Origin of the sequence: Micromonospora sp. CPCC 206060, assembly GCF_036906895.1 — a bacterium.
Lineage (GTDB): Bacteria > Actinomycetota > Actinomycetes > Mycobacteriales > Micromonosporaceae > Micromonospora.
Map to the genome: position 1 here is coordinate 1 of NZ_JBAKHU010000035.1, position 21403 is coordinate 21403.

General features: G+C 70.7%; 18 protein-coding genes and 1 pseudogene. 6 read left to right on the forward strand and 13 right to left on the reverse strand.

Annotated features, from left to right (window positions below):
- Positions 1-535 (forward strand): annotated as a pseudogene (locus tag V6U90_RS20835) (IS630 family transposase); the annotation flags it as partial.
- On the opposite strand, the gene V6U90_RS20840 reads toward V6U90_RS20835, so the two are convergent.
- From V6U90_RS20840 to V6U90_RS20850, 3 genes are all read right to left on the reverse strand, one after another.
- The gene (locus tag V6U90_RS20840) at positions 460-966 is read right to left on the reverse strand and encodes a hypothetical protein (protein WP_334439188.1); all 507 of its coding nucleotides are present in this window, start codon (positions 964-966) and stop codon (positions 460-462) included. The pseudogene V6U90_RS20835 and the gene V6U90_RS20840 overlap by 76 nt on opposite strands.
- A gap of 257 nt (positions 967-1223) precedes the next feature.
- Positions 1224-1706 carry an SRPBCC family protein gene (locus V6U90_RS20845; RefSeq protein WP_334439191.1) on the reverse strand — a complete coding sequence of 161 codons (483 nt, stop codon included), beginning with the start codon at positions 1704-1706 and terminating at the stop codon, positions 1224-1226.
- A 16-nt stretch (positions 1707-1722) separates the two neighbouring features.
- The gene (locus V6U90_RS20850) at positions 1723-2556 is read right to left on the reverse strand and encodes an enoyl-CoA hydratase-related protein (RefSeq protein WP_334439194.1); all 834 of its coding nucleotides are present in this window, start codon (positions 2554-2556) and stop codon (positions 1723-1725) included.
- Between the two features lie 121 nt (positions 2557-2677).
- On the opposite strand from V6U90_RS20850, the gene V6U90_RS20855 reads away from it, so the two are divergent.
- Genes V6U90_RS20855 through V6U90_RS20865 form a run of 3 tightly spaced genes read left to right on the forward strand, consistent with a single transcriptional unit; the run spans position 2678 to position 5442 of the window.
- Complete coding sequence (locus tag V6U90_RS20855; protein ID WP_334439197.1) at positions 2678-3922, forward strand: aspartate aminotransferase family protein; 1245 nt, start codon at positions 2678-2680, stop codon at positions 3920-3922.
- The gene (locus tag V6U90_RS20860) at positions 3919-4944 is read left to right on the forward strand and encodes an SDR family oxidoreductase (protein ID WP_334439199.1); all 1026 of its coding nucleotides are present in this window, start codon (positions 3919-3921) and stop codon (positions 4942-4944) included. The genes V6U90_RS20855 and V6U90_RS20860 overlap by 4 nt, the downstream gene beginning before the upstream one ends.
- 27 nt (positions 4945-4971) lie before the next feature.
- Positions 4972-5442: a type II toxin-antitoxin system RatA family toxin gene (locus V6U90_RS20865; RefSeq protein ID WP_334439202.1), complete on the forward strand. Its 471-nt coding sequence runs from the start codon at positions 4972-4974 to the stop codon at positions 5440-5442.
- 77 nt (positions 5443-5519) lie between these two features.
- Here the strand turns inward: V6U90_RS20865 and V6U90_RS20870 are convergent, their stop codons facing one another.
- Both V6U90_RS20870 and V6U90_RS20875 read right to left on the reverse strand, forming a co-directional pair.
- On the reverse strand, positions 5520-8126 hold the full coding sequence (locus V6U90_RS20870) for a type I polyketide synthase (protein ID WP_334439205.1): 2607 nt from the start codon (positions 8124-8126) through the stop codon (positions 5520-5522).
- Entirely contained in the window at positions 8110-8652 is a 543-nt protein-coding gene (locus tag V6U90_RS20875; RefSeq protein ID WP_334439208.1) for a hypothetical protein, read from the reverse strand. The genes V6U90_RS20870 and V6U90_RS20875 overlap by 17 nt, the downstream gene beginning before the upstream one ends.
- Before the next feature lie 18 nt (positions 8653-8670).
- Here V6U90_RS20875 and V6U90_RS20880 point away from each other — a divergent pair, with 18 nt between their 5' ends.
- Positions 8671-9120, forward strand: coding sequence for a hypothetical protein (locus V6U90_RS20880; protein ID WP_334439210.1), 450 nt, complete (start codon positions 8671-8673; stop codon positions 9118-9120).
- Between the two features lie 24 nt (positions 9121-9144).
- The gene (locus V6U90_RS20885) at positions 9145-11514 is read left to right on the forward strand and encodes an acyl-CoA dehydrogenase family protein (RefSeq protein ID WP_334439212.1); all 2370 of its coding nucleotides are present in this window, start codon (positions 9145-9147) and stop codon (positions 11512-11514) included.
- Positions 11515-11676: 162 nt separating this feature from the next.
- On the opposite strand, the gene V6U90_RS20890 is transcribed toward V6U90_RS20885, so the two are convergent.
- The 8 genes from V6U90_RS20890 to V6U90_RS20925 form a co-directional block, all read right to left on the reverse strand.
- Entirely contained in the window at positions 11677-13827 is a 2151-nt protein-coding gene (locus V6U90_RS20890; protein ID WP_334439214.1) for an MMPL family transporter, read from the reverse strand.
- A gap of 94 nt (positions 13828-13921) precedes the next feature.
- Complete coding sequence (locus tag V6U90_RS20895) at positions 13922-15646, reverse strand: class I adenylate-forming enzyme family protein (protein ID WP_334439216.1); 1725 nt, start codon at positions 15644-15646, stop codon at positions 13922-13924.
- Between the two features lie 412 nt (positions 15647-16058).
- Entirely contained in the window at positions 16059-17009 is a 951-nt protein-coding gene (locus tag V6U90_RS20900; RefSeq protein WP_334439218.1) for a ribokinase, read from the reverse strand.
- A complete protein-coding gene (locus tag V6U90_RS20905; protein WP_334439220.1) occupies positions 17003-17944 on the reverse strand; it encodes a nucleoside hydrolase in 942 nt (313 codons plus the stop codon). The genes V6U90_RS20900 and V6U90_RS20905 overlap by 7 nt, the downstream gene beginning before the upstream one ends.
- A complete protein-coding gene (locus tag V6U90_RS20910; RefSeq protein WP_334439222.1) occupies positions 17937-18716 on the reverse strand; it encodes an ABC transporter permease in 780 nt (259 codons plus the stop codon). Before V6U90_RS20910 ends, V6U90_RS20905 begins: the two co-directional genes overlap by 8 nt.
- Positions 18713-19744, reverse strand: coding sequence for an ABC transporter substrate-binding protein (locus V6U90_RS20915; protein WP_334439224.1), 1032 nt, complete (start codon positions 19742-19744; stop codon positions 18713-18715). Before V6U90_RS20915 ends, V6U90_RS20910 begins: the two co-directional genes overlap by 4 nt.
- A 62-nt stretch (positions 19745-19806) precedes the next feature.
- On the reverse strand, positions 19807-20658 hold the full coding sequence (locus V6U90_RS20920; protein ID WP_334439227.1) for an ABC transporter permease: 852 nt from the start codon (positions 20656-20658) through the stop codon (positions 19807-19809).
- The gene (locus V6U90_RS20925; RefSeq protein WP_334439230.1) at positions 20655-21338 is read right to left on the reverse strand and encodes an ABC transporter ATP-binding protein; all 684 of its coding nucleotides are present in this window, start codon (positions 21336-21338) and stop codon (positions 20655-20657) included. Before V6U90_RS20925 ends, V6U90_RS20920 begins: the two co-directional genes overlap by 4 nt.
- Positions 21339-21403: the final 65 nt, after the last annotated feature.

Below are 21403 nucleotides of genomic sequence, written 5' to 3' on the forward strand. Positions count from 1 at the left end.
GACTTGGACTCGCCGGGAGGGTACGCCCCCACGGCGCTCATCCACAGGTTTCGAGCATTGCTCACGCGATTGACCAACGTCCCCGATCAGTACACCAAGTGCGCTGTCCAGCTGTGGGGTGTGAACCGCCGCCGCAAGGGCGGCGATCACACCCTGTCCCGCGCTCAAGTCGATCCGCGCCGCTCGTCCAGACGGCGCACCGATCTACCTCATCCTGGGCAACCTGTCGGCGATCAAGACCCCGGCCATCCGGGCCTGGACGGCCCGGAACAGGGTCGAGTGGTGTTTCACCCCGACCAGCGCGTCGTGGGCCAACCCGATCGAGGCCCAGTTCGGGCCACTGCGGACCTTCACGGTGGCCGGCTCGAACCACCCGGACCACACGGTGCTGGCCCGCGAGCTTCAGAAACACCTGCGCTGGCGCAACGCCAACGCCCGTCAGCCCGACGTTCTGGCAGCTCAACCCCGCGAACCCGCCCGAGTCCGCAGCGAACGCCGACAGCCCTGGGGCCGACCTCGCACCAAAGCCGCCTGACCGATCAGACCCGATGAACGTTCATGGACAGCGCACTCGCCAGCGCGCCACGGCCGGTACAGCCAGGGCGCGACCCTGGGCGCCGCCGCGATCAGGGCGATCGCGAGTGCCGTGATCACCGCTTGCCCGATCCGGCCGGACGTGATCCCCGGGGCAGTGTCCAGCACGTAGTTGGCGTACCCGTTCGCCGCCGCGTCGCTGCCGAGCACGGCACAGCCGAGCAGCAGCCCTTCGATCCGGCGCAGCGCTAGCAACAGCGCCGCGAGCGGGTCGAACACGGTCAGCGAGGTGAAGTACAGCATCAGCCAGGTGGGGGTGGACGGGCCTGGACCACCCGGTCGGACACCGAGCAGGTCGCCCAGGTGGACGATCCCGCCGTACGCAAAGACGCAGACGGCGGCGATCACGACGACCCGAGCCCACCGGGGCATGCCGGCCCACCGCCGGAGCGATACCCGTCTCGCCGCGCCCACTGGCCCCCCATTCCGGTCGGGCAGTGGCCCGCCCGCGCCGCATCGATGTCGCCGGGGTGCAGGACCAGGGCACCGTCACCCGCGCCAGACTGCTCGCAGCACTGCCTCCACGTCCGCCGTCGATATGCTGCCTGGCTCGGCAAGCTCAGCGGCGTCTGCCGCTGCGAGGATCGCTCCGCGCGCCCTGATTCGGAAGCCGTACCGGACGCGTCACTTCAGGCCGCTTCCAGCTCCCGCTTCAACCGGCTCAGGGTCTGGCGCATGCCGTCCCGGTTGACCGTCGGGCGGTCGGCGGCGGCCTTGCCGGTGAAGATCCGGCCGAGGACCCGCGACACGCCGTTGCGGTGGTCCCGCCAGTACTCGGTCACCTCGGTGCCGCCGTCGGTTTCGGTGAACCGGTAGCCCCATCGGGCCACCGGCTGGCCGAAGGTGGTGACGTCGAAGGCGAACTCGCGCCCCGGCGTCGCGGTGACGACCCGGCAGGTGGTGAACCAGAGGAACGGGCCCCGGCGGTTCCAGCCGACGAAGTTCCGCGGCCGCCCGCCGTCGCGTCGGGTCACCCAGACCGCGAAGCACTCCGGGCTCCACCGGGCCATCCGACGCACGTCGGCGACGGCCGCGTAGACCTCGTCTGCCGGTGCCGCGATGATGGTCTGTTCAGCGATTTCCGGACCGTGCCCGGCTGCCTGCGGAGTCATGCGCAAACCATAGACGTCATTCGTTGCTCCAGGGGAGGTGGTCGGGCAGATCCGCACTGACCCGGCCAGGGAAGACCGGGGCGCGCCGCTGGCGGAAGGATTCGAATCCCTCCTGGGCGTCCGGGCTGGTCAGGGCGTCGGCGGAGAGTCGGGAGTCCAGCCGGTGCGCCGGATACGGCGAGTCCAGCGCGCTCATCCGGTAGAGCATCTGCCGGATCACCGCCACCGACACCGGCGCGGTGGTCTCGATGATGGTCCGGGCAAGCTGGTAGGCCTTGTCGAGCAGCTGCTCCGGCTCGTACACGCTGTGCACCAGGCCGGCGGTGAGCGCCTCGGCGGCGTCGAAGGCCCGTCCACTGATCATCCAGTCGAGGGCGCAGCCCATCCCGACCAGCCGGGGCAGGAACCACGCGGACGCTCCCTCGGCGTAGATGCCGCGGCGGCTGAAGACGTACCCGAATCGGGCGTCGGTGGCGGCGAGCCGGTAGTCGGCCGGGAGGATGATGGTGGCGCCCGCACCGACGGCCGCGCCCCGGATCGCGGCGATGACCGGCTTGTTCATCGCGAAGATCCGCATCGAGCAGCGGCCCGCCGGCTCCGCCCAGTGGGCCTCCGGGTCGTCGGGAGTGTCGAACTCCGTCACGGACATGTCCAGCCCGGCGCAGAAGTGCTCGCCCGTGCCGGTGAGGACGACGACCCGCACGTCGTCGTCGCGGTCGGCCCGGTCGAACGCGTGCGCAAGTTCGTCGGCCATCCGCAGGGTGTAGCCGTTGCGCTCCTCCGGGCGGTTGAGCGAGACCGTTGCGATCCGGTCGGAAACGGCATAGGTGATCTCGCTGTACGCGTCCACGCCGGCACCTTAGAGCAAGGTCAACGCGACCAGCAATCCTCAACGGGTCCGCTGTTCGGCCACCAAGGGTCATCCTGAGTGGACGCTTGATCCCTTGAAGCCGGTCCGGCAGACTTCCGCCGTGTCCTCCAGTGTCTTCGAGCTCTATCGCAGCCATCTCGGCGAGGGGCTCGGCCGTGTCGCGGCCATGCTCAACACTCCGCTGGAGGTCAGCGCCACGGGCGCTGTCGTGCACACCGCGGATGGTCGCCAACTGCTGAACTGCGCCGGCTACGGGGTGTTCTTCGTCGGCGCCGGCAATCCGACCGTGCTCGGAGCGGTGCGCGACCAGCTCGAACGGCAGGCGCTGTCCACCCGGGTGCTGCTGAACGAGCCCGCGGCCCGGGCCGCCGAGGCGCTCACCTCGGTGGCGCCGGAGGGCCTGGTCAAGGTGCACTTCTCCAACTCGGGTGCGGAGGCGGTGGAGACCGCGATCAAGATCGCCCGGGCGAACGGGCGGTACCGGCTGGTCTCCATGCACAGCGGATACCACGGCAAGACGGTCGGAGCGCTGTCGCTCACCGCGCGGTCGCTCTATCAGGACCCGTTCCGCCCGCTGCTGCCCGAGGTCACCCACGTCAGCTTCGGCGACCTGGACGAGCTGGCGGCCGTCGTCGACCGGGACGTCTGCGTGGTCGTCGAGCCGGTGCAGAGCGAGGGCGGGGTGATCATCCCCGAGTCCGGCTACCTCAAGGCGGTCGAGGCGCTCTGTCGCGAACGGGGCGCGATACTCGTCCTGGACGAGGTGATGACCGGACTGGGACGGCTCGGGACCTGGTGGGGCGCGGACCGCGACGGCGTACGGCCGGACCTCCTGCTGGTCGGCAAGGCGCTCAGCGGCGGGCTGGTGCCGGTCGCGGCGACCCTCGCTACCGAGGAGGCGTTCGCGCCGTTCGACAAGGACCCCTACCTGCACACCTCCACGTTCTCAGCGAACCCGCTCGCGATGGCCGCGGTCCGGGCCACGGTCGAGGTGATCAGCGGAGACGGTCTGGTCGACCGGGCGGCACAGGTGGGCGGCCGGCTGCTCGCGGCGATCCGCGAGGCTGTGCGGCCGATCGAACACCTGGTGGCCGAGGTACGCGGCGCCGGGCTGCTCATCGGCGTGGAGTTCCGCTCCGGGCACCACGCCGCGGAGTTCCTGATGGACCTGCTCGACAACGACGTGGTGGTCAACCACTCGATGAACGCGCACCCGGTGCTGCGGCTGACCCCGCCGGCCACGATGACTCCGGACGAGGAGATGCGGCTGGTCGCCTCGTTCACGCGGGCCGCCGCCGCACTGGCCGCGCGTTTCCCCGCCGCGCGAAGCGGCTCACCCGCATGACGCGGCGCACCGTCCTGGTCACCGGGGCCAGCGGCGTGGTGGGCACCGCCGTGCTGGCCGAACTCTCCGGGTACGACGTGATCGCCGCAGGCTACCGGCGCCTGCCGGCCGGCTCGGACCGGGTGGTCAAGCTCGACCTGCACGCCCCCTCGCTCGGCTTGGGCCGTCGCGCCTACCGCGACCTGTGCGCCCAAGTCGACGCGGTGATCCACTCGGCCGCGATCGTCAACTTCTCCGCCGACCAGGCCGAAGTGGACCGGCTCAACATCGAGGGCCTCGGCCGGGTCATGGAGTTGGCCGCCGAGGCGGACGCCACCCTGGTCCACGTCAGCACCGCCTACGTGTCCCGGTACGGCCAGGCCGGTGGCGGTGGCCGGTTGGGCACGGAGAAGGTGGCCGCCCGGACCGACGAGTACGTGACGTCGAAGTACCTCGGCGAGCAGATGGTCCGCGACAGCGGTCTGGACTCGGTGATCGTCCGACCGGCGATCGTCATCGGCGACTCCCGTACCGGCGTCATCCGGCAGAACCAGGCGGTGCACCTGCTCGCCGAATACCTGCTGACCGGGAAGCTGCCGTTCATCCCGGCGCACCCCGGGACGTTCTTCGACCTCGTGCCGCAGGACATGGTGGCCAGGGGCATCCGCGCGGTGCTCGACGCCGACCTGCGCAAGGGTGAGTACTGGTTGACCGCCGGGCCGGCCGGGATGCCGGTGGAACGCTACCTGGAGCTGGTGACGGAGATCGCCGGCGAGTGCGGGGTGGACATGCCGGCCGGTCGGCTGGCCGATCCATCCATCGTGGAGCGGCTGGTGCGGCCGGCGTTCGAGGACGTCCTGCCGCCCGAGGACCTGGCCCGGCTCGACGGCGTGGTGGCGGTCTGCGGGCTGGTCATCATCCCCGAACTGCTGCCGACGTCGTTCGGGGAGATCCCCGGTGGACCGGACGCGATGACCCGGGAGCAGCTGGAGGACGCGTGGCGGGTCTGCCTGCGACACCTGATCCGGGGCTTGAAGCTGTGACCGTCGACCCTAGTTGAGGAGGCCACCTTGGAGTGCTCCGTCATCGTGCACGCCCTGTTGCCCACGGCAGACGCCAAGGAGTCGTTCGACCGGTTGGCCGACTTCGCCGCGTACCCGGAGTTCACCGACACGGTACGGACGGTCGGGGTGACCCGGATCAGCCCGAACCAGGTGGAGTCGAAGTGGGAGGTGAACTTCCGCAAGGGCATCCTGATCTGGACCGAACGTGACACGATCGACCCGGTGAACCGCCGGATCGGCTTCGAGCAGACCAAGGGTGACTTCGCGACGTTCACCGGATCGTGGCTGGTGGTCGAGGCCGGCGAGAGCGTGCGGGTCGAGTTCGACAGCCGGTTCGACCTCGGCATCGCCTCGCTGGCAAGCCTGATCGACCCGGTGGCGTGCGCGGCGATGCGCGACTCGGTGCGGGACATCCTGGTCGGACTGTTCGGCGCCGACATCGAGGTGACCGTGGTACAGGCCGAACCGCTCGGCTGAGCTCATCTGCGGGGGAAGGTCCCCTTGCCACCGCCGAGGCGGTAGCAAGGGGACCTTCCCCCGCATCCGTTGCGCTGCTAGGCGATCAGGTCGTAGAAGTCGTCCCCCGCTGCGTCGATCTTGTCCGAGTTGGAGTCCACCAGCGACAGCAGCCGGTTGAGTGCGTCGGCGAGCCGCTTGCGCGCCACGTTGTCCATGGCGAGGTTGGCCAGGCCGGACTCCAGCCGGGTCAGCTCTTCCAGCACACCGAGCGGGGTGGACGCCTGCTCGGGGAGCAACTCGCCGCGCAGGTAGCCGACCAGTTCCCGCACGCTCGGGTAGTCGAAGGCCAACGTGGCCGGCAGGGTGAGTCCGGTCGCGGCGGCGAGGCGGTTGCGCAGTTCCACCGCGGTCAGCGAGTCGAAGCCGAGGTCGGGCAGGCTGCGGGTGGTGTCCAGGTCGGCGGTCGAGGTGTGGCCGAGGACCCGGGCGGCCTCGGCGAGCACCACGTCGCGCAGCATCCGGTCCTGCTCGTCCGGGGCGAGCCCGGGCAGCGTGCGGGCGAGGTCGTCCGGCCGGGTGCCGCCGGCCGTCGCCACCGCGCCACCGGCAGCGCCGCCGGGTGAAGCGACCGGGGTGACCGGATCCGCGTCGGGACGGCCGGTGGCCATCAGCTCGTGCAGTACGACCGGCACCGACCGTCGGTCGTGACCGGCCAGCAGTGCGGTGTCCACGTCGACCAGGACCGGGGTGACCGCGTCGGAGTCGAGGACCCGCTCCAACAGCTCCAGTCCCCGCGGCACCGGCAACGGTGCCAGGCCGATCCCGCGCATCCGCCGCAGGCCGGCGACGCTGACCTGTTCGGCCATCCCGTCCGGCAACTCCCACAGCCCCCAGGCCAGGGACTGCGCGGGCAGGCCGTGCGCACGCCGGTGCCGGGCGAGGGCGTCCAGGTAGGCGTTGGCCGCCGCGTAGCCCGACTGCCCGGGCGAACCGAACAGCCCGGCGGCGGAGGAGAAGAGGACGAACGCGGCCAGGTCGGCGTCGCGGGTCTGCTCGTGCAGCCGCCACGCGCCGTCCACCTTCGGCCGCAGCACCTCGGCCAACCGCTGCCGGGTCTGCGCCTCGACCACCCCGTCGTCGAGTACACCGGCCAGGTGCAGCACCGCGGTGAGCGGATGCTCGGCGGGCACGGACGCCAGCAACGCGACCAACGCCGCCGGGTCGGCGATGTCGCAGGCGACGACGCGGACCGACTCGGCGCCCAGGGTTTGGAGTTCGGCGACCAGGTCGGCGACGCCGGGGGCGTCGGGTCCACGGCGGGAGGTGAGCAGCAGGTGCCGGGCCCGCCCGCGCTCGACCAGGTGCCGGGCGACGAAGCGTCCCAGAGCGCCGGTCCCGCCGGTGACCAGGACCGTGCCGTGTGGGTTCCACGGTCGCGGCCCGGCTCCGTCCGGCACCCGGTCGGCCGCCGGACGGAGCCGGGGCACCAGCAGGGCGCCCGCGCTGATCGCGACCTGCGGTTCGCCGCTGGCTCCGGCCGCCGCGAGCGCCTGCCGCGACGCGGGGTCGTCGTCCAGGTCGACCAGGGTGAACCGGCCGGGATGTTCGGACTGCGCCGAACGCAGCAGGCCCCACGCCGCCGCCTGGGCCAGGTCGCGTGGCCGGTCACCCGTCGCGTTCCGGGTCACCACCACCAACCGGGTGGCGTGCGGGTCAGTCAGCCAGCGCCGCGCGAGGTCGAGCGCGGCGACCACGGTACGGTGCGGGTCGTCGTCGCCCGGGGGCAGTTCGGCGAAGACCAGGTCGGAAGCCTGGTCGCCGTCGGTCAGCTCGTCGAGCCAGACCACCGGCTGCCCGGACCGGGCCGGAGCGGCCGGTACCCAGCGCAGCTCGTAACCGCCGCCCGGCCCGCCGGCGGACGGCGCGGCGGCCAGCCGGTCCGGGGTGATCGGGCGGAGTGCGACGTGCCGAACGGTGGCGACCGGCGCGCCGGACGTGTCGGCCAGGACGACGTCGACGCCGTCGCCATCCCTTGTCAGCCGGGCCCGCAGCGCCGTCGCGCCACGGGCGTGCACCTGCAGGCCGGTCCAGGAGAACGGCAGGGCGATCCCGTCGTCGGCCCCGTCGGCGTCAGCGAGCAGGGCGAGGGCGTGCAGCGCGGCGTCGAGCAGCGCCGGGTGCAGCAGGAACCGGTCGGCCGTACCGGCGGTGTCGGCGGGCAGCCGTACGTCGGCGAAGATCTCGTCACCCCGCCGCCAGGCCCGGTGGACGCCCTGGAACACCGGGCCGTAGCCGTAGCCGCCCGCGCGCAGGCGGTCGTAGAACCCGTCGGTTTCCAGCGGGGTCGCGCCCGGTGGCGGCCAGAGCTTCAACCGGGTCGCGTCGCTGGTCGCCACCGGGGCGACGGTTCCCGTCGCGTGCACGGTCCACGACCCGCCAGGTGGGCACGCGTGGATCGTCAGGGCACGGGTCCCGTCGCCGTCCGGTGCGGCGAGGGCCACCCGGGTCTCGACGGCGCCGGCCTCCGGAAGCACCAGCGGTGCCCTCAGCAGGAGTTCGACCACCTCCGGACAGCCGGCGTGGTCACCTGCCCGGGCCGCCATCTCCGCCAGCAACGCGCCCGGCACGACGGCCGCGCCGCCGACCCGGTGGTCGGCGAGCCACGGTTGCGCGGCGATCGACAGCTCACCGGTCGGCAGCAACCCGGCCCGCCCGGACGCGTCGACCGGTCTCGACCGGCTGCCCCAACAGCGGCCGGGCCGGCGGGGTCAGCCAGTACCGCCTGCGCTGGAACGGATAGGTGGGCAACTCCACGTACGGGCCACCGTCACCGGCCACCGCGGCCCAGTCGATGTCCACGCCCCGGACGAAGAGGCGGGCCAACGCCTCCCGGGTCGAGTCCGCCTCGTCACGTCCGGTACGCAGCAGCGGCACGGCGACCGTCGTCTCACCGGTCGGGTCGGCACCGTCCAGGTCGGCGACGGAGTCGAGGACCATGGCCGTCAGTACGCCGTCGGGCCCGACCTCCAGGAACCGGGTCACCCCCTGCTCCCGTAGCCAGCGCACGCTCTGGGCGAACCGCACCGGTTGCCGTGCGTGCCGGCTCCAGTGCCCCGGTTCGAGCATGTCGACGGCCCGGCCTGTCTCGTTGCAGACCAGCGGGATCTCCGGCGGCCGGTGGGTGAGATCCGCCTCCACCTTGCTCAGGTCGGCGAGGACCGGCTCCATCAGCGGGGAGTGGAACGCGTGGCTGACCCGCAGCCGGGTGGTCCGGCCGCCTCCCTGGACGACGACGGCTGGCTGGACATCGGCGACGAGGGTTACCTGGTCGACGGCCAGATCGTGGTCTGCGGGCGGCGCAAGGACGTCATCATCATGGGCGGCCGCAACATCTACCCCACCGACATCGAGCGCGCGGCCGCCACGGTCGACGGCGTCCGGGACGGCAACGTCGCGGCGGTCCGGCTGATGGCCGGTGACGGCGTGGCGCGCGAGTCGTTCGCGGTGCTGGTCGAGTCGCGGCTGGTCGGTGGCCAGGCAGCCGAGCAGGCGCTCCGCGACGCCATCGTCAACCGGGTCGTGGCCGACGTCGACGCCCGTCCGGCGTCGGTCGTGGTGCTGCCGCCGGGAAGCCTTCCGAAGACACCGTCGGGCAAACTGCGTCGCACGGCCGCCCACGCGCTCATCCCCCGTTGACCGCTACCGCACTGGAGGAACGCCGTGCGATCGCTTGACCAGGCCCGCGCGCTGTGCGAGTCGTACCTGCCGGGGCTGCTCGACGGGTTGTCGAAGGTTCCGTTCGAGCAGCGGGAGTCCTCCGGCGGCGGCACACTGCCGGTGTTCCGCGCCAGCAACGGCCCCAGTCTGGTGATTCCGAAGGACTACGGCGGGCTCGGCGCCACCCCGTTGGACGCGGTACGGGTCACCCGCGCCATCGGCGCCCACGCGCCGTCGCTGGCGGTCGCGACCACGATGCACCACTTCTCGGTGGCGACGTTGTTCACCTTCGCCGAGAGCATCAAGAACTCCGGCATGGAGTGGGCCCTGCTGGAAGCGATCACCAGCCGTAACCTGCTGCTCTCGTCCGGGTTCGCCGAGGGTCGCCCGAGCCAGGGGATCCTCTCCCCCACGATGACGGCGACGCCGGTCACCGGCGGTTACCGGATCAACGGGTCGAAGAAGCCGTGCAGCCTGAGCCACTCCATGGACCTGCTCACGGCCAGCGTGGCGGTGCCGGCGTCGGACGGCGGCCTGCAGACGGCGTTCCTGCTCATGCCGGCCACGCTGCGCGGCGTGACGCGCCACCCGTTCTGGGCCAGCAGCGTGCTCGCCGGCGCGGAGAGCGACGAGGTCCGGCTGACCGACGTGTTCATCGAGGAGGAACTGGTCATCCCGACCGAGAACGGCCCGGACGGGATGCTCGACGATCTGCAGACCGTCGGGTTCATCTGGTTCGAGCTGCTCATCACCGCGTCGTACCTGGGCATGGCCAGCGCGCTCGTGGAACGCGCGTTGGCCGCCGGACGCGGCGCGACCACCGACCGCGCCGCGCTGGGCACCCGGCTGGAGACGGCGACACAGCTGGTGGAGGGCGCGGCCCGCGCCATGATGGCCGGCGACACGGACAACGACGCACTGGCCCGGGTGCTGATGGCCCGGTACGGCGCGCAGGACGCCATCACCGACGCCGCGCGGCAGGCGGTCGAGATGCTCGGAGGCATGTCGTTCATCGGCTCCCCCGACGTGGCCTACCTGATCGCGGCGTGCCAGTGCGTCGCGTTCCACCCGCCGTCGCGGGCCAGCGTCGCGGCGCCGATGGTCGACTACCTCGACGGCACCCACCCGTTCATCATGAACGACACCGCGCCGGCGGGCGCCACGCCGGCCCCGCGGTCGGTTGCCGCCCCGGCCGCCCCTGCCGCCGCGTTGGCAGCGGACGCGTCGGCACCGGCGACGAACGCTCCGCAGCCGCCGGGCGGCGCGGCGGTATCCGGTGGTTCACCGGTCGCCACACCCACGCCCGGCGTCGAATCCGTCGGTGCTGCCCCGGTCACCGCGCCCAGCCTGCACCAGCAGCCGGTGGTCACGTACCGCCCCCAGGCCGCCGTTCCCCGCACCGACGAGCGATCGGCGGTGACGGCGGCCGACGCCGCCGACTGGGACCAGGCATCGTCACTGTTCGACGGCGCGGAGGGCATCCGGCTCACCGCACGCGACTGCGACCTGCATTACTGGTTCACCAACGTCCCACAGCGGACGCTGCGCGGGAACATCGTCGGATACGCCCCGGAGCTGGTGACCCCGGACTTCCTCCACGAGCCGGGTCCACTGCGGGACGCGCTGATCCAGGAGGTCGCGTTCCGCGCGCTGGCCGAGGAGCGGGCGGCCCGCGCGATCGGTCACATCGTGGCCTGCGCGCCGGACTCGACGACGGCGGAGTTCTACGCCACCCAACTGGTCGACGAGACCCGGCACGCGATGATATTCCGCAACCACCTGCGGAACCTCGGCGTCGACGAGCGGGACGTCGCCGCCGTCATCGCCGAGCAGACCGCGGGCGACAAGGCTGGCATCCTCGACCCGCTGGAGGAACTCGGCATGCCGATCGTCCGCGACCAGCAGGACTTCATGGGCGGCGTGGTGTTGCTGACCATCCTGGTCGAGGGTTTCCTTGCCCCGTCGATCGAGCTGAGCGAACGCAAGTGGCGGCCGATCGACCCCCGGATGGCGGACATGGAGAAGGGCGCATCCATCGACGAGGTACGTCACCTGGCGGTCGGCACCTCGATCATCCGTGAGCACCTGCAGCAGCACCCGGAGGAGAAGGACCGCCTGGTCGAGCTCATCCGCGGCGGCATGCGGCTGTGGGAACAGTTGCCGGTGGCCGACCAGCTCACCCGCTGGGAGAACTGGTTCCAGGAGGGCATCACGCCGCACCTGGACATGATCGGCGACTACGAGATCTGGGACGGGCGCCGGCTGGTCGACACCACGCCGGAGGACCGCATCCAGAAGGCCGTGGAGGTCACCAGCATCGTGCACTCCACCCGTCTGACCGACATGGGCCTCGGCCGAGCCCTGATCTACTGACCCGTCCGGGCCACGGCGGGCCGCCACACCGTGGGCACGGCGGGCGCGGCCACCCCGTTCGCCGCCCCGCCGTGCCCGGCGAAGGGATCGCCTGACCGCCCTGAGCGGGCACGGCGGTGTCGACGGGTCACCGATGACGACCTGGGCGCGCGGCGCAAGCCCTCACCCGACGGCGCGTTCCGCGCCCACCTGGCCCTCGGTACGGATCCCCCACCGGCGGTAGAGCGGTCGCAGCGGCCCGGGCACCCACCAGTTGAGCCGGCCGAGCAGCCGCATGGTGGCCGGCATCAGCAGCGCCCGGACGATCGTGGCGTCGACGACGACGGCGAGGGCCAGCCCGACTCCGATGATCTTCACGACCAGCACGCTGGAGGTCGCGAACGACACGATCACCACCACCAGCAGCAGGGCCGCGCTGGTGATGATCCGCCCCGACCGCTGCAATCCGACCGCGACCGCCTCGGTGTTGTCACCGCTGGCGTCGTAGTGCTCGCGGATCCGGGAGAGCAGGAACACCTCGTAGTCCATCGACAGCCCGAACGCGACGGCGAAGATCAGGATCGGTTGCACCACGTCGATGTTGCCGGTGGAGGTGAACCGGAGCAGCCCGTCGAGGTGACCGTCCTGAAAGATCCACACCACCGCGCCGAACGCCGCGGTCAGGCTGAGCACGTTCATCAGGATCGCCTTGACCGGGAGCACCAACGAGCCGAAGGAGAAGAACAGCAGCACGAACGTGGTGGCGATGACCAGCAGCGCCATCCACGGCAGCCGTTCGGCGAGCATGTCCATCAGGTCGGCGAACCCGGCGGCGTCACCCCCGACCAGCACCGTGCCCGAGGGCGGCGGTTCGACGGCGCGCACCGCGTCGACCAGGTCCCGGCCCTGCTCGGAGATCGGCTCCACGTCGAACTGGACGGTGACCCGCACGGTGTCGCCGGAGGCACCGGTGACGTCGGCGTGCCGCACGTCCGGCAGCGCCGCCACCCGGTCCACGTAGGCGGCGAGTTCCTCCCGGCCGGGGGAAGCGCTCGCCGGACCGTCCAGGGTGACGATGGCTTCGATCGGCCGGGTGACGCTCTCCGGGAACGACTGATCGACGGTGTCCTGGACCTGCCGGCTCGCCGCCGAGGCGGGCAGTACCCGGGTGTCCAGCCAGCCGTAGGAGATGCGCAGGAACGGCAGACCGAGGACCACCAGCACGGCGATGACCGCGGCACCGACCAGCACGGGTCGGCGCATCACGGTACGGGCGATCCGCGCCCACGCGCCGGAGTCCGGGTCGGTGCCGGCCGGCGTCCTGCGGCGCTCCCGCAGACGCGTACCGAGCAGGGCCAGCATCGCCGCCATCACGGTCATCGCGAAGAACCCCGCCAGCAGCACCGCGGCGACCCCGCCGACGGCGATCGACCGGAGGAACACCTGCGGGAAGACGGCCAGGCTGGCCAACGCCAGCGCGACGGTCACCGCGGACACGACGATCGTCCGGCCCGCGGTGACCATGGTCCGCCGCAACGCCGCCGGAACCGGATGGCCCGCGCCGAGCTCCTCCCGGAACCGGCTGACCATGAACAGGCTGTAGTCGACGGCCAGCCCGAGGCCGAGCAGCGTGACCACGTTGACGGCGAAGATCGAGATGTCGGTGAACTGCGCGAGCAGCCGCAGGCCGGCCAACGAACCCACGATCGCCAGCACCCCGACCACGACCGGGAGCAGCGCCGCCAGCAGGTTACGGAAGATGAGGACCAGCAGCAGGAACAGGATCGGCAGCGCCAGCGCCTCGGCGCGGGTCAGGTCGGCCTTGCTCTGCGTGTTGACGTCGTCGATGAGCGCCAGCGGTCCCCCGACGGTGACGTCGAGGTCGGGGCTGGTCAGGTGATCGGTGATGGCCAGGTAGTTGGTGAGGCGCTCGTTCTCGGTGGCACCGGCGATCTGCACCGCCGCGAAGGTCTCGTGCCGGTCGGTGCTGACCAGGGCGGGCACTCTGGCCCGCCAGTAGTCGGTCACCCCCTCGACCCGGTCCGTCGGGAGCTTGTCGAGGACGCGCCGGGCGGCGTCGGCGTACGCGGGGTCGTCCACCGTCCAGCGGTCGCTGCCGAACAGCACGACGACGTCCGCGTCGTTGCGCCCGAGCTGCTCCCGTTCGACCTCGTCGGCGCGGGAACTCTCACTCGCCGCGTAGGTGAAGCCGCCGGCGGCCAGGTCGTCGAAGGCACCGGCTCCCCAGGCGCCGGCGGCGACCAGGAACACCGCGGCGCCGGCGATCACCCACCAGCGCACCTGGTGCACGAGCCGGCCGAGGAGGTCCAACATCGTAGTTACCCTTCGCTCGACCGCTGCGGTCCCGGAATGACCGCGGCGCCGGCATCCGGCGCCGCGGTCGATGTGGATCAGACGGTGACGATGGTCAGGTCCAGCGACCGATGCCGATCGCCTGGGCGCCGGAGAGCAGCTTCTCCCGAAGCGCTACCCGGCGGATCTTCCACGTGCCGGTTCGTGGGAACTCGTCCCACTTTATCTGGATCGGCGGGGCCATCGGGCTCAGGTCGGCGACCGCCCGTTCCCAGTCGGCCCGGTCCAGCGGCACGTCGTCCATCGTGCTGACCACCGGGACCGGCAGGTCACCGGCGACCGGAAGGACGACGACCTCGGTCGTATAGTCGATCCGGTCGAGGATCAGGTCCTCGAACTCGATCGCGCTGCCGCCGGGGATCCGGTCGATCTCCCGGTCCACGATCCGTACGGCGCCCCACTTGTTGATGATCCCGAGGTCGCCGGTGTTCCACCAGCTGCCGTTGCACTTCAGGTCGTGCCGGTCCTGCTCGCCGACGTAGGCGAGGCACCGTCCCGGCTGGTCGATCTCGATCAGGCCGACCTGGCCACGCGGAACCTCGTTGCCGGTCGCCGGGTCCACCGCCCGCATCTTCGCGTGGAACGGGATGGGCCAGCCGATCAGCTGGGTCGGCGGTGGCCGGTGCCCCTTGCGGCGTACCACGAACCGGAAGAACGGCCGGATGCACAGTGCACCGTTCTCGCTCTGGCTCCACGACTGGACCCAGATCGGGAACCGGCGCTTGGTGGCGGCCATGAACGTCCGGATGGTCCGGGTGTGGATGGCGTCGAAGGAGTTGACGTACTCCCGCACGTTGTCGAACAGGCCGGCCGGGTCGCGGGTCAGCGGCTCCCAGGCGAGGTAGATGTTCGGCAGCGCCTCGACCAGCGTCGGTTTGTGCTCGGCCAGCAACTCCCGGACCCGGGGCGAGAGCGGGTCGGACAGGTAGATCACCCGCGGACCGACGGCGGCCATCGCCAGTTGCATGGTGGTGAGCCGCTCGTGCGTGTACGGGTCGCAGAACGCCACGGTGTCGCTGCGCCGGAGCCCGAACCTGGGCCACCGCTCGGTCTCCACGATCGCCATCGCGTAGATGGACTCGGCGGAGTGCATGACCAGCTTCGGGACGCCCGTGGTGCCGGAGGTGTGCGTGATGACCACCGGCTCCTTGAACTCGCGCATGTTCGGCTGGACCGGCGGCGCGTCCTTGAAGTCGTCGAGGCGCAGTACGTCCGGCCGGTCCGGGACCGCGTCGACGCTGATCGTGCGTACGGTCAGCTCGGCCACCACCTCCGGGGTGATGCCGCACCTGTCGATGTGCTTCTGGTCGGTGAGCAGGAACGGCCGCTCCAGCCGCTCGAGCATGGGAATCATCGCCTCCGGCCCGTAGGAACCGGAGAACATGCAGGGGATCGCACCGATCCGGGCGATGGCACAACCGAGAACGACGATGTCCAGGTGGTTGGCCTTGAGGATCGCCACCCGGTCCCACGGCCGTACGCCGGCCTTGTGCAGCCAGGCCGCGGCGCGGTCGACGAGCTCCGCCCACTGCGTGTAGGTGCGGGACTCGGCCCCCTCGGGGTCGATGTCCGGCGGGCGGTCGACGATGACCAGCTCGTGCGGGGCGGTCTTCGCCGCCACGTGCCAGGTCTCGCCCATCTTGGAGTGCTTGGGTACGCGGGAGAAGGGACTGAGTCGACGGCGCCACCGGGTGGGCGTGAACTCGGTCAGGAAGCGCGGAATGGGCCGCTGCGGCTCGACATCGTCGCTGGTGACCGTCGGATCGGCGGGAGAAACCACGAGCGGGTCCTCCTGTTCTCGGGGCAGGGAAGGCGACCGACGACGAAGTGATCATCGGCAGCAATTAGCCGGTAGCCATATCGACATTGTTCTGCCCGGGCCAGATCTGGATGGATGACAATCTGATTTCGACGCACCCAACCTCCGGCCCGTTCAACCAGTGTGGACAGAGGTGTGGCCAGCAATAGTGCGCCGCCCGGCGGGCTCGAAGCGGTGACCTGGCACAGCGGTCCGATGAGGACGATGCCATGGCCTCCGCCGCCCCGTCGCGCCCGGCCCCGCGCCGAAGCCGCTCGGCGCAACCACGACCTTCCAAGGTACGCGCCGGGCTGGTCGACGGCCGGACAGTGCTCTGCGTGCTCACCCACGACGCGCGCTTCGACGTACCCGTCCCGGTAGCGCCGCAACGGTGTCAACCGCCCGTACCGACCGGCACCTCACGCAGCCCGCCCATCGCGTCGGACACCTCGGCTCTGACCGGCAGGGCGCCCTGGGCGCCTCTTCCCCGGGTCGACAACGCCGCCGCCACGACCGCCCAGCGGGCCGCTTCGATGACGGTCTCATTGGGTCGCGCCACCAGTGCCGTGGCGAGGGCTCCGCAGAAACAGTCCCCCGCGCCGGTGGTGTCCATCGCCTGCACCGGATGCGCCGGCACGTGTGTGGCCTGGCCGTCGGGCTCGACCACCAGGGCGCCCTGCGCCCCGAGGGTCACCACCACGGTGGCAGCGAGACCGAGACGTCCCACCGCGCCCGTAACATCGTCCAACCGTTCGGGGATGGACGTCCCGGCCAGGAGCGCCAGCTCGGTGCGGTTCGGCACCAGGATGTCCACCCGACGCGCGAGCGTCTCGGGTAGCGGGCACGCGGGTGCGGGATTGACGACCAGCACCCCGCCGGCCAGTTCGGCGGCTCGTTCCAGGGCGGGCATCCCGACCTCACACTGCATCAGGGTGAGCGCCGCCGCCCCGATCACGCCGCGTTGGCGGTCGATGCAGACCGGGTCGAGGGCGGCGTTGGCCCCGGGGCTCACCACGATGACGTTCTCTCCCTGACCATCCACTGTGATCAGGGCTGTTCCGGTAGGGGTTCCACCGACGACGATCATCCCGGACACGTCCACGCCCCGTTCCGCAAGCCGCTGCCGGACCAGGTCACCGGCGGCGTCGTCGCCCACGCAGCCGACGAAGGCGACGGATGCCCCCAGCGTGGCCGCCGTCATCGCCTGGTTCGTGCCCTTGCCGCCGACGCCTTCCCAGTACTCCCGCGCGGTCAGCGTCTCGCCGGGACGGGGCAGCCTGTCGGTCACCACCAACCGGTCCAGGTTGGCACTGCCGACCACAGCGATCATCGGCTCGTTCAGCATGCTGCCATCTCCCTGTTCAATGCCCATCCCTGCGCGACTGCCCGCCACCGGGCCTTGTGCAGACCGTGTACCACCCGCACCGCCGAGCCCGCTGCGGCGGTCATGCTTGATCTACCGTTCTCGTCGACGGTCACCGCAGCCGCGACCTCGGCCGTCACCAGGCCCGGGCAGACGGCGACAGCCGCAGCGACCAGGTCGTGGCAGTACCGGGCCGACCTCGCGGACCAGTAGTACGCCAGCAGTTGTGCCCGTAACCTGAGCCAGCCCTCCCCGCCAGCGAGCGCGTACCGCACAGCGTTGTCCGGGCACCTCGCCTGGGTGGTCACGTCGGTCGGCACGATCCGTACGCCCTTGCCGGGCGGGTTGGTGAACAGCAGCCGGGCCGCGTGGGGATCCCGCGCGAAGTTCGGTTCGGCCCCCTGCACCACGCCGGGCAGTGCGAACGCCCCGCCCATGACGGTCAGCCAGGCTTCCCCGGGTCGGTGGCCGCCTTGGTTGGCGATCCGCGCCGCCGTGGTGCACGGGCCGAGCACGAGGTAGTCGGTGTGTGGCGGTAACGCCTCGCCCTCCACCCCGCCGCCGAATTCGGGTCCGCACGGCGGCACGAGCGTTCCGAGCCCGTACTCACCGTGCAGGTGCACTCCGGACGGCACCGAGGTCCGTCTCGCCGGCGTCACCTCGGCGCCCCGCAGCAGCAGCGGTCGACGAACCGGGGCAAGCGTCTTCAGGACGTGGGTGACCGCGGCTCCGACGACGTCGACCGTGCGGGCTCCGCCGGTCGCGACGACCGCGGGAACATCCACCTCCGGCAGGCCGAGTAGCCAGGCGAGCGCCACCAGATCATCCACGCCGCCGTCGGTGTCGACCACGATCCGCCGGCGCGTCCCGGCCACGGCGCTGCTGTGGCCGGGACGCGGCGGTGCCTGCTCAGGCACCCGCGACACCGAAACGGGTACGCAACCAGCTGGCGGCCGTGCCGATGCCGGACCAGGCGAGCAGGCCCAGCATGCTCAGCAACAGCAGCCCGACCATGGACTGCGGGACGTTGTCGGTTTCCTGGCCCTGAGCGACCATGAAGCCGAGTCCGGCCTGGGCACCGATCAGCTCACCGATGACCGCAGCCGTCACGCCGGCCAGCGCACCCAGCCGCAGCCCGACGACGATGTGCGGAAGTGTCATCGGCAACTCGACGCGGAAGAACCGCTGCGTTCCCGACATGGCGAGCACCTGACACAGGTGCCGGTAGTTCGTGCCGATATCCCGCAGCCCGGCCAGCGTGTTGACCAGCACCGGGAAGAAGGTGACCAGGGCGACCAGTGTGATCTTGCTCGTCACGCCCAGGCCGAGCCACAGCACCAGCAGCGGCGCGATCGCGATCTTCGGTGTGATCTGGATCAGCACCAGTAGTGGCATTGCCAGTCGTTCCAGCCAACGCCAACGGGCCGTCATCACTCCGGCGAGTACGCCCACCGTCAGTCCGATGGCGACGCCCTGCACCAGCTCGGCAGCGGTCACCCTGATGTGGACGAGCAGTTGGTCGCCAGCGAGCAGCTGCCCGGCGTACCGCACGACCTCAACCGGCCCCGGCAGGGTGTACGCCGGAACGTCCGCGGCCTTGACGTAGCCCTGCCAGATCAGCAGGAACGCCACCACCGAGGTCGCACCGAGCAGGGTGCGGGGGAGCCGACCGAGTCGCCGTTCGGTCACGAGGACGCCTTCCGCACGAAGTCCGTCGCGCGTACGTCGCCCTTGATCAGGCCGTACTTCTTCTGGGCGTCCACCGCCTTCTGCCAGGCAGCCGGGTCACCGTAGCCGAGCCCGTTCGCCTTGGTCGCCTCGCTCTGCCACAGCTCCTTGACGAACACCTCCTGCATCACCTCGGTCACGGCCTGCTCCTGACCGGCGAAGCTGGGGGCGTACTTCTGGACCGACATCGTGACGGCAGCCGGCAGCTTGCCGTCGATGAGATCCTGCAGTGCCGTGTTCAGTGCGGTGGTGAATCCCTTGACCACCTGCGGATTCTCCTGGGCGTACTGCTGACCGGCGATCACCACGTTGCCGAACGAGGGCAGGTACTCGTTGGACAGGATCTGGTTCACCTGAACCCCCGCCGCCTTGAGGGTGTAGTAGCGCAGCCGGGAGAAGACGATCGCGTCGACTTCCTTGTTCTGCAGGGCGGAGACGATCGCCCCGGTGCCGGCCACCTTGACGGTCATGTCCTTCTTCACGTCCAGACCCGCTGATGCGGCCATCGCCGTCAGCTGCACGTAGTTCGGCGAGCCGAGACTGGTCACGGCGACGGTCTTGCCCTTCAGCTGTGCGGGGCTGGTGATACCGGAACCGGCGAGGGTGAGCAGGGCACCGATGCCCTGCTGGTATGTCGTGTGCACCACGACGTCGGGCACTCCGTTGGCCACGGCCTGGATGACGGTGTCCGCGTTCGGGAAGCCGAACTGCACGTTGCCCGCAGCGACGTTCTTGGTGATCGTCGCGGCATCGGCGTACAGGAACTCGACGTCAAGTTTCTGCTGGGCGAAGTACCCCTGCTCCTTCGCCCAGTACAGGGGTGCGTAGTAGGGCGCGGCGGCGCCGTCGATCTGGATGCTGACCTTTGTTGTGCCGCCGTCCGTGCCGCCTGTCGCGGGGGGCTCGACGTCACCGCAGGCAGCGGTGACCGTGATGACGGCGCCGGCAACGATACCGGCGAGGATGGATCTGCGGTTGATGCGACGCATGGCGCTACCTCGAATCAGTGTGGGGGAAATGGTGGACAGAGCCCGATTGCGTTGGCGTGGAATCAGGCCGAGACAGGGTCGCGCCAGGACAGGGCGCGGGTCTCCACGAAGGTGACCAGTTGGTAGAGGGCGACTCCGACGGCGACGATCACCACGATCGCGGCCATCAGGGTGGGCACCTGGTACGACGAGTTGGCCTCCACCAGGAGATAGCCGAGTCCCTGGCTTGACGAGATCCACTCGGCGACGACGGCGCCGGTCATGGCGTCGACCGCAGCAACCCGCGCGGCGGCGAAGATCGACGGTGACGCCGCCGGGATGTCGATCCGGAACAGCTTGGCGACCGGTTTCATCCCGATGATCGTGGCCAGGTCCTGGTACCCGGAGTTCACCTGCCGGAGCCCGGTCACGGTGCCGACCAGGATCGGGAAGAATGACAGGCTCACGATGAGAATGAGTTGGCTGGTCAGACCGAGGCCGAACCAGAGGACGAACATGGGGGCGAGTGCGATCTTCGGCATCGCCTGGAAGACGACCAGGAACGGGTAGATCATCGCGTCCACGACCTGTGATCGGGACACGAGCACTCCCAGCAGCACACCGACCAGGGCCCCGATGGCGAAGCCGAGCCCGATGTTGCGAACGGTGTAGCCCAGATGGGTCCAGAGCGTTCCGTCCCCTGCCAGGTCCACCAGTTGCCACCCGACCTCAGTGGGGCTGGCCAACAGGAATCGCGGGACATCCGCCGCCGTCTGGTACCCGGCCCAGACGGCCACGATGACGAGGACGTAGAGCAGCGCGACGAAGGGCTTGAGCACGATCGGCAGGCGGCGGGACCGTCGTCGCCCCGTACCCGCCGTCTGGGCCTGCGACGCGGCGACCATCGATTCGGGCGCCGAGGTGGGGGCCGTCACAGCTCCCCCCGTAGCAGGGCCTGGAACTCTGCGAACCGTGGGTCGAGCTTGGTCTCCGCGTTCCGTGGCCGGGGCAGGGGTACGTCGTGGACCGCGCGGACCCGGCCGGGATGCGGTGACAGCACGACCACCCGGTCGGCGAGGTACGCCGCCTCGTCGACGCTGTGCGTGACGAAGACGATGGTCTTGCCGGTTGCGGTCCAGATTCTGAGCAGGTCATCGTGCAGCTTCTCCCGCGTGATCTGGTCGAGCGCGCCGAAGGGCTCATCCATCAGCAGCAGCGCCGGATCGTGCGCGAGGGCCCGGACGATCGAGGTCCGCTGGCGCATGCCGCCGGACAGCTCGCGCGGCAGCGCATCGGCGAAGTCCGTCAGGCCGACCAGGCTCAACAGTTCGCGCACCCGCGGCTCGTACTGCTGGCGCGGGATCTTCAACGTCTCGGGGCCGATGGCGGCGTTGCGGAGGACGGTGCGCCATGGCAGCAGCACCGACTCCTGGAAGACGTAGCCGATGTCCCGCCCCGGCGTCGGCTGGCGCGACCAGATCGTTTTGCCGGAGGTGACAGAATCCAGGCCCGCCATGATCCGGAGCAGGGTGGACTTGCCGCATCCCGAGGCGCCGATGATCGCCAGGATTTCACCCTGCCGCACGTCGAGCGACACATCGTGCAGCGCGTGCACCACCTTGCCGCGCTCGGATCGATATTCCTTGTTGATGCCTGATATCTGTAGCAGCGTCCCGGTTG

What these genes read in the sequence shown, in the direction of transcription:
- V6U90_RS20915 (WP_334439224.1), bottom strand. Translation starts at nt 19,744, where the DNA reads ATGCGTCGCATCAACCGCAGATCCATCCTCGCCGGTATCGTTGCCGGC.
- V6U90_RS20890 (WP_334439214.1), bottom strand. Translation starts at nt 13,827, where the DNA reads ATGTTGGACCTCCTCGGCCGGCTCGTGCACCAGGTGCGCTGGTGGGTG.
- V6U90_RS20845 (WP_334439191.1), bottom strand. Translation starts at nt 1,706, where the DNA reads ATGACTCCGCAGGCAGCCGGGCACGGTCCGGAAATCGCTGAACAGACC.
- V6U90_RS20860 (WP_334439199.1), top strand. Translation starts at nt 3,919, where the DNA reads ATGACGCGGCGCACCGTCCTGGTCACCGGGGCCAGCGGCGTGGTGGGC.
- V6U90_RS20840 (WP_334439188.1), bottom strand. Translation starts at nt 966, where the DNA reads ATGCCCCGGTGGGCTCGGGTCGTCGTGATCGCCGCCGTCTGCGTCTTT.
- V6U90_RS20900 (WP_334439218.1), bottom strand. Translation starts at nt 17,009, where the DNA reads ATGCTGAACGAGCCGATGATCGCTGTGGTCGGCAGTGCCAACCTGGAC.
- V6U90_RS20875 (WP_334439208.1), bottom strand. Translation starts at nt 8,652, where the DNA reads ATGGAGCCGGTCCTCGCCGACCTGAGCAAGGTGGAGGCGGATCTCACC.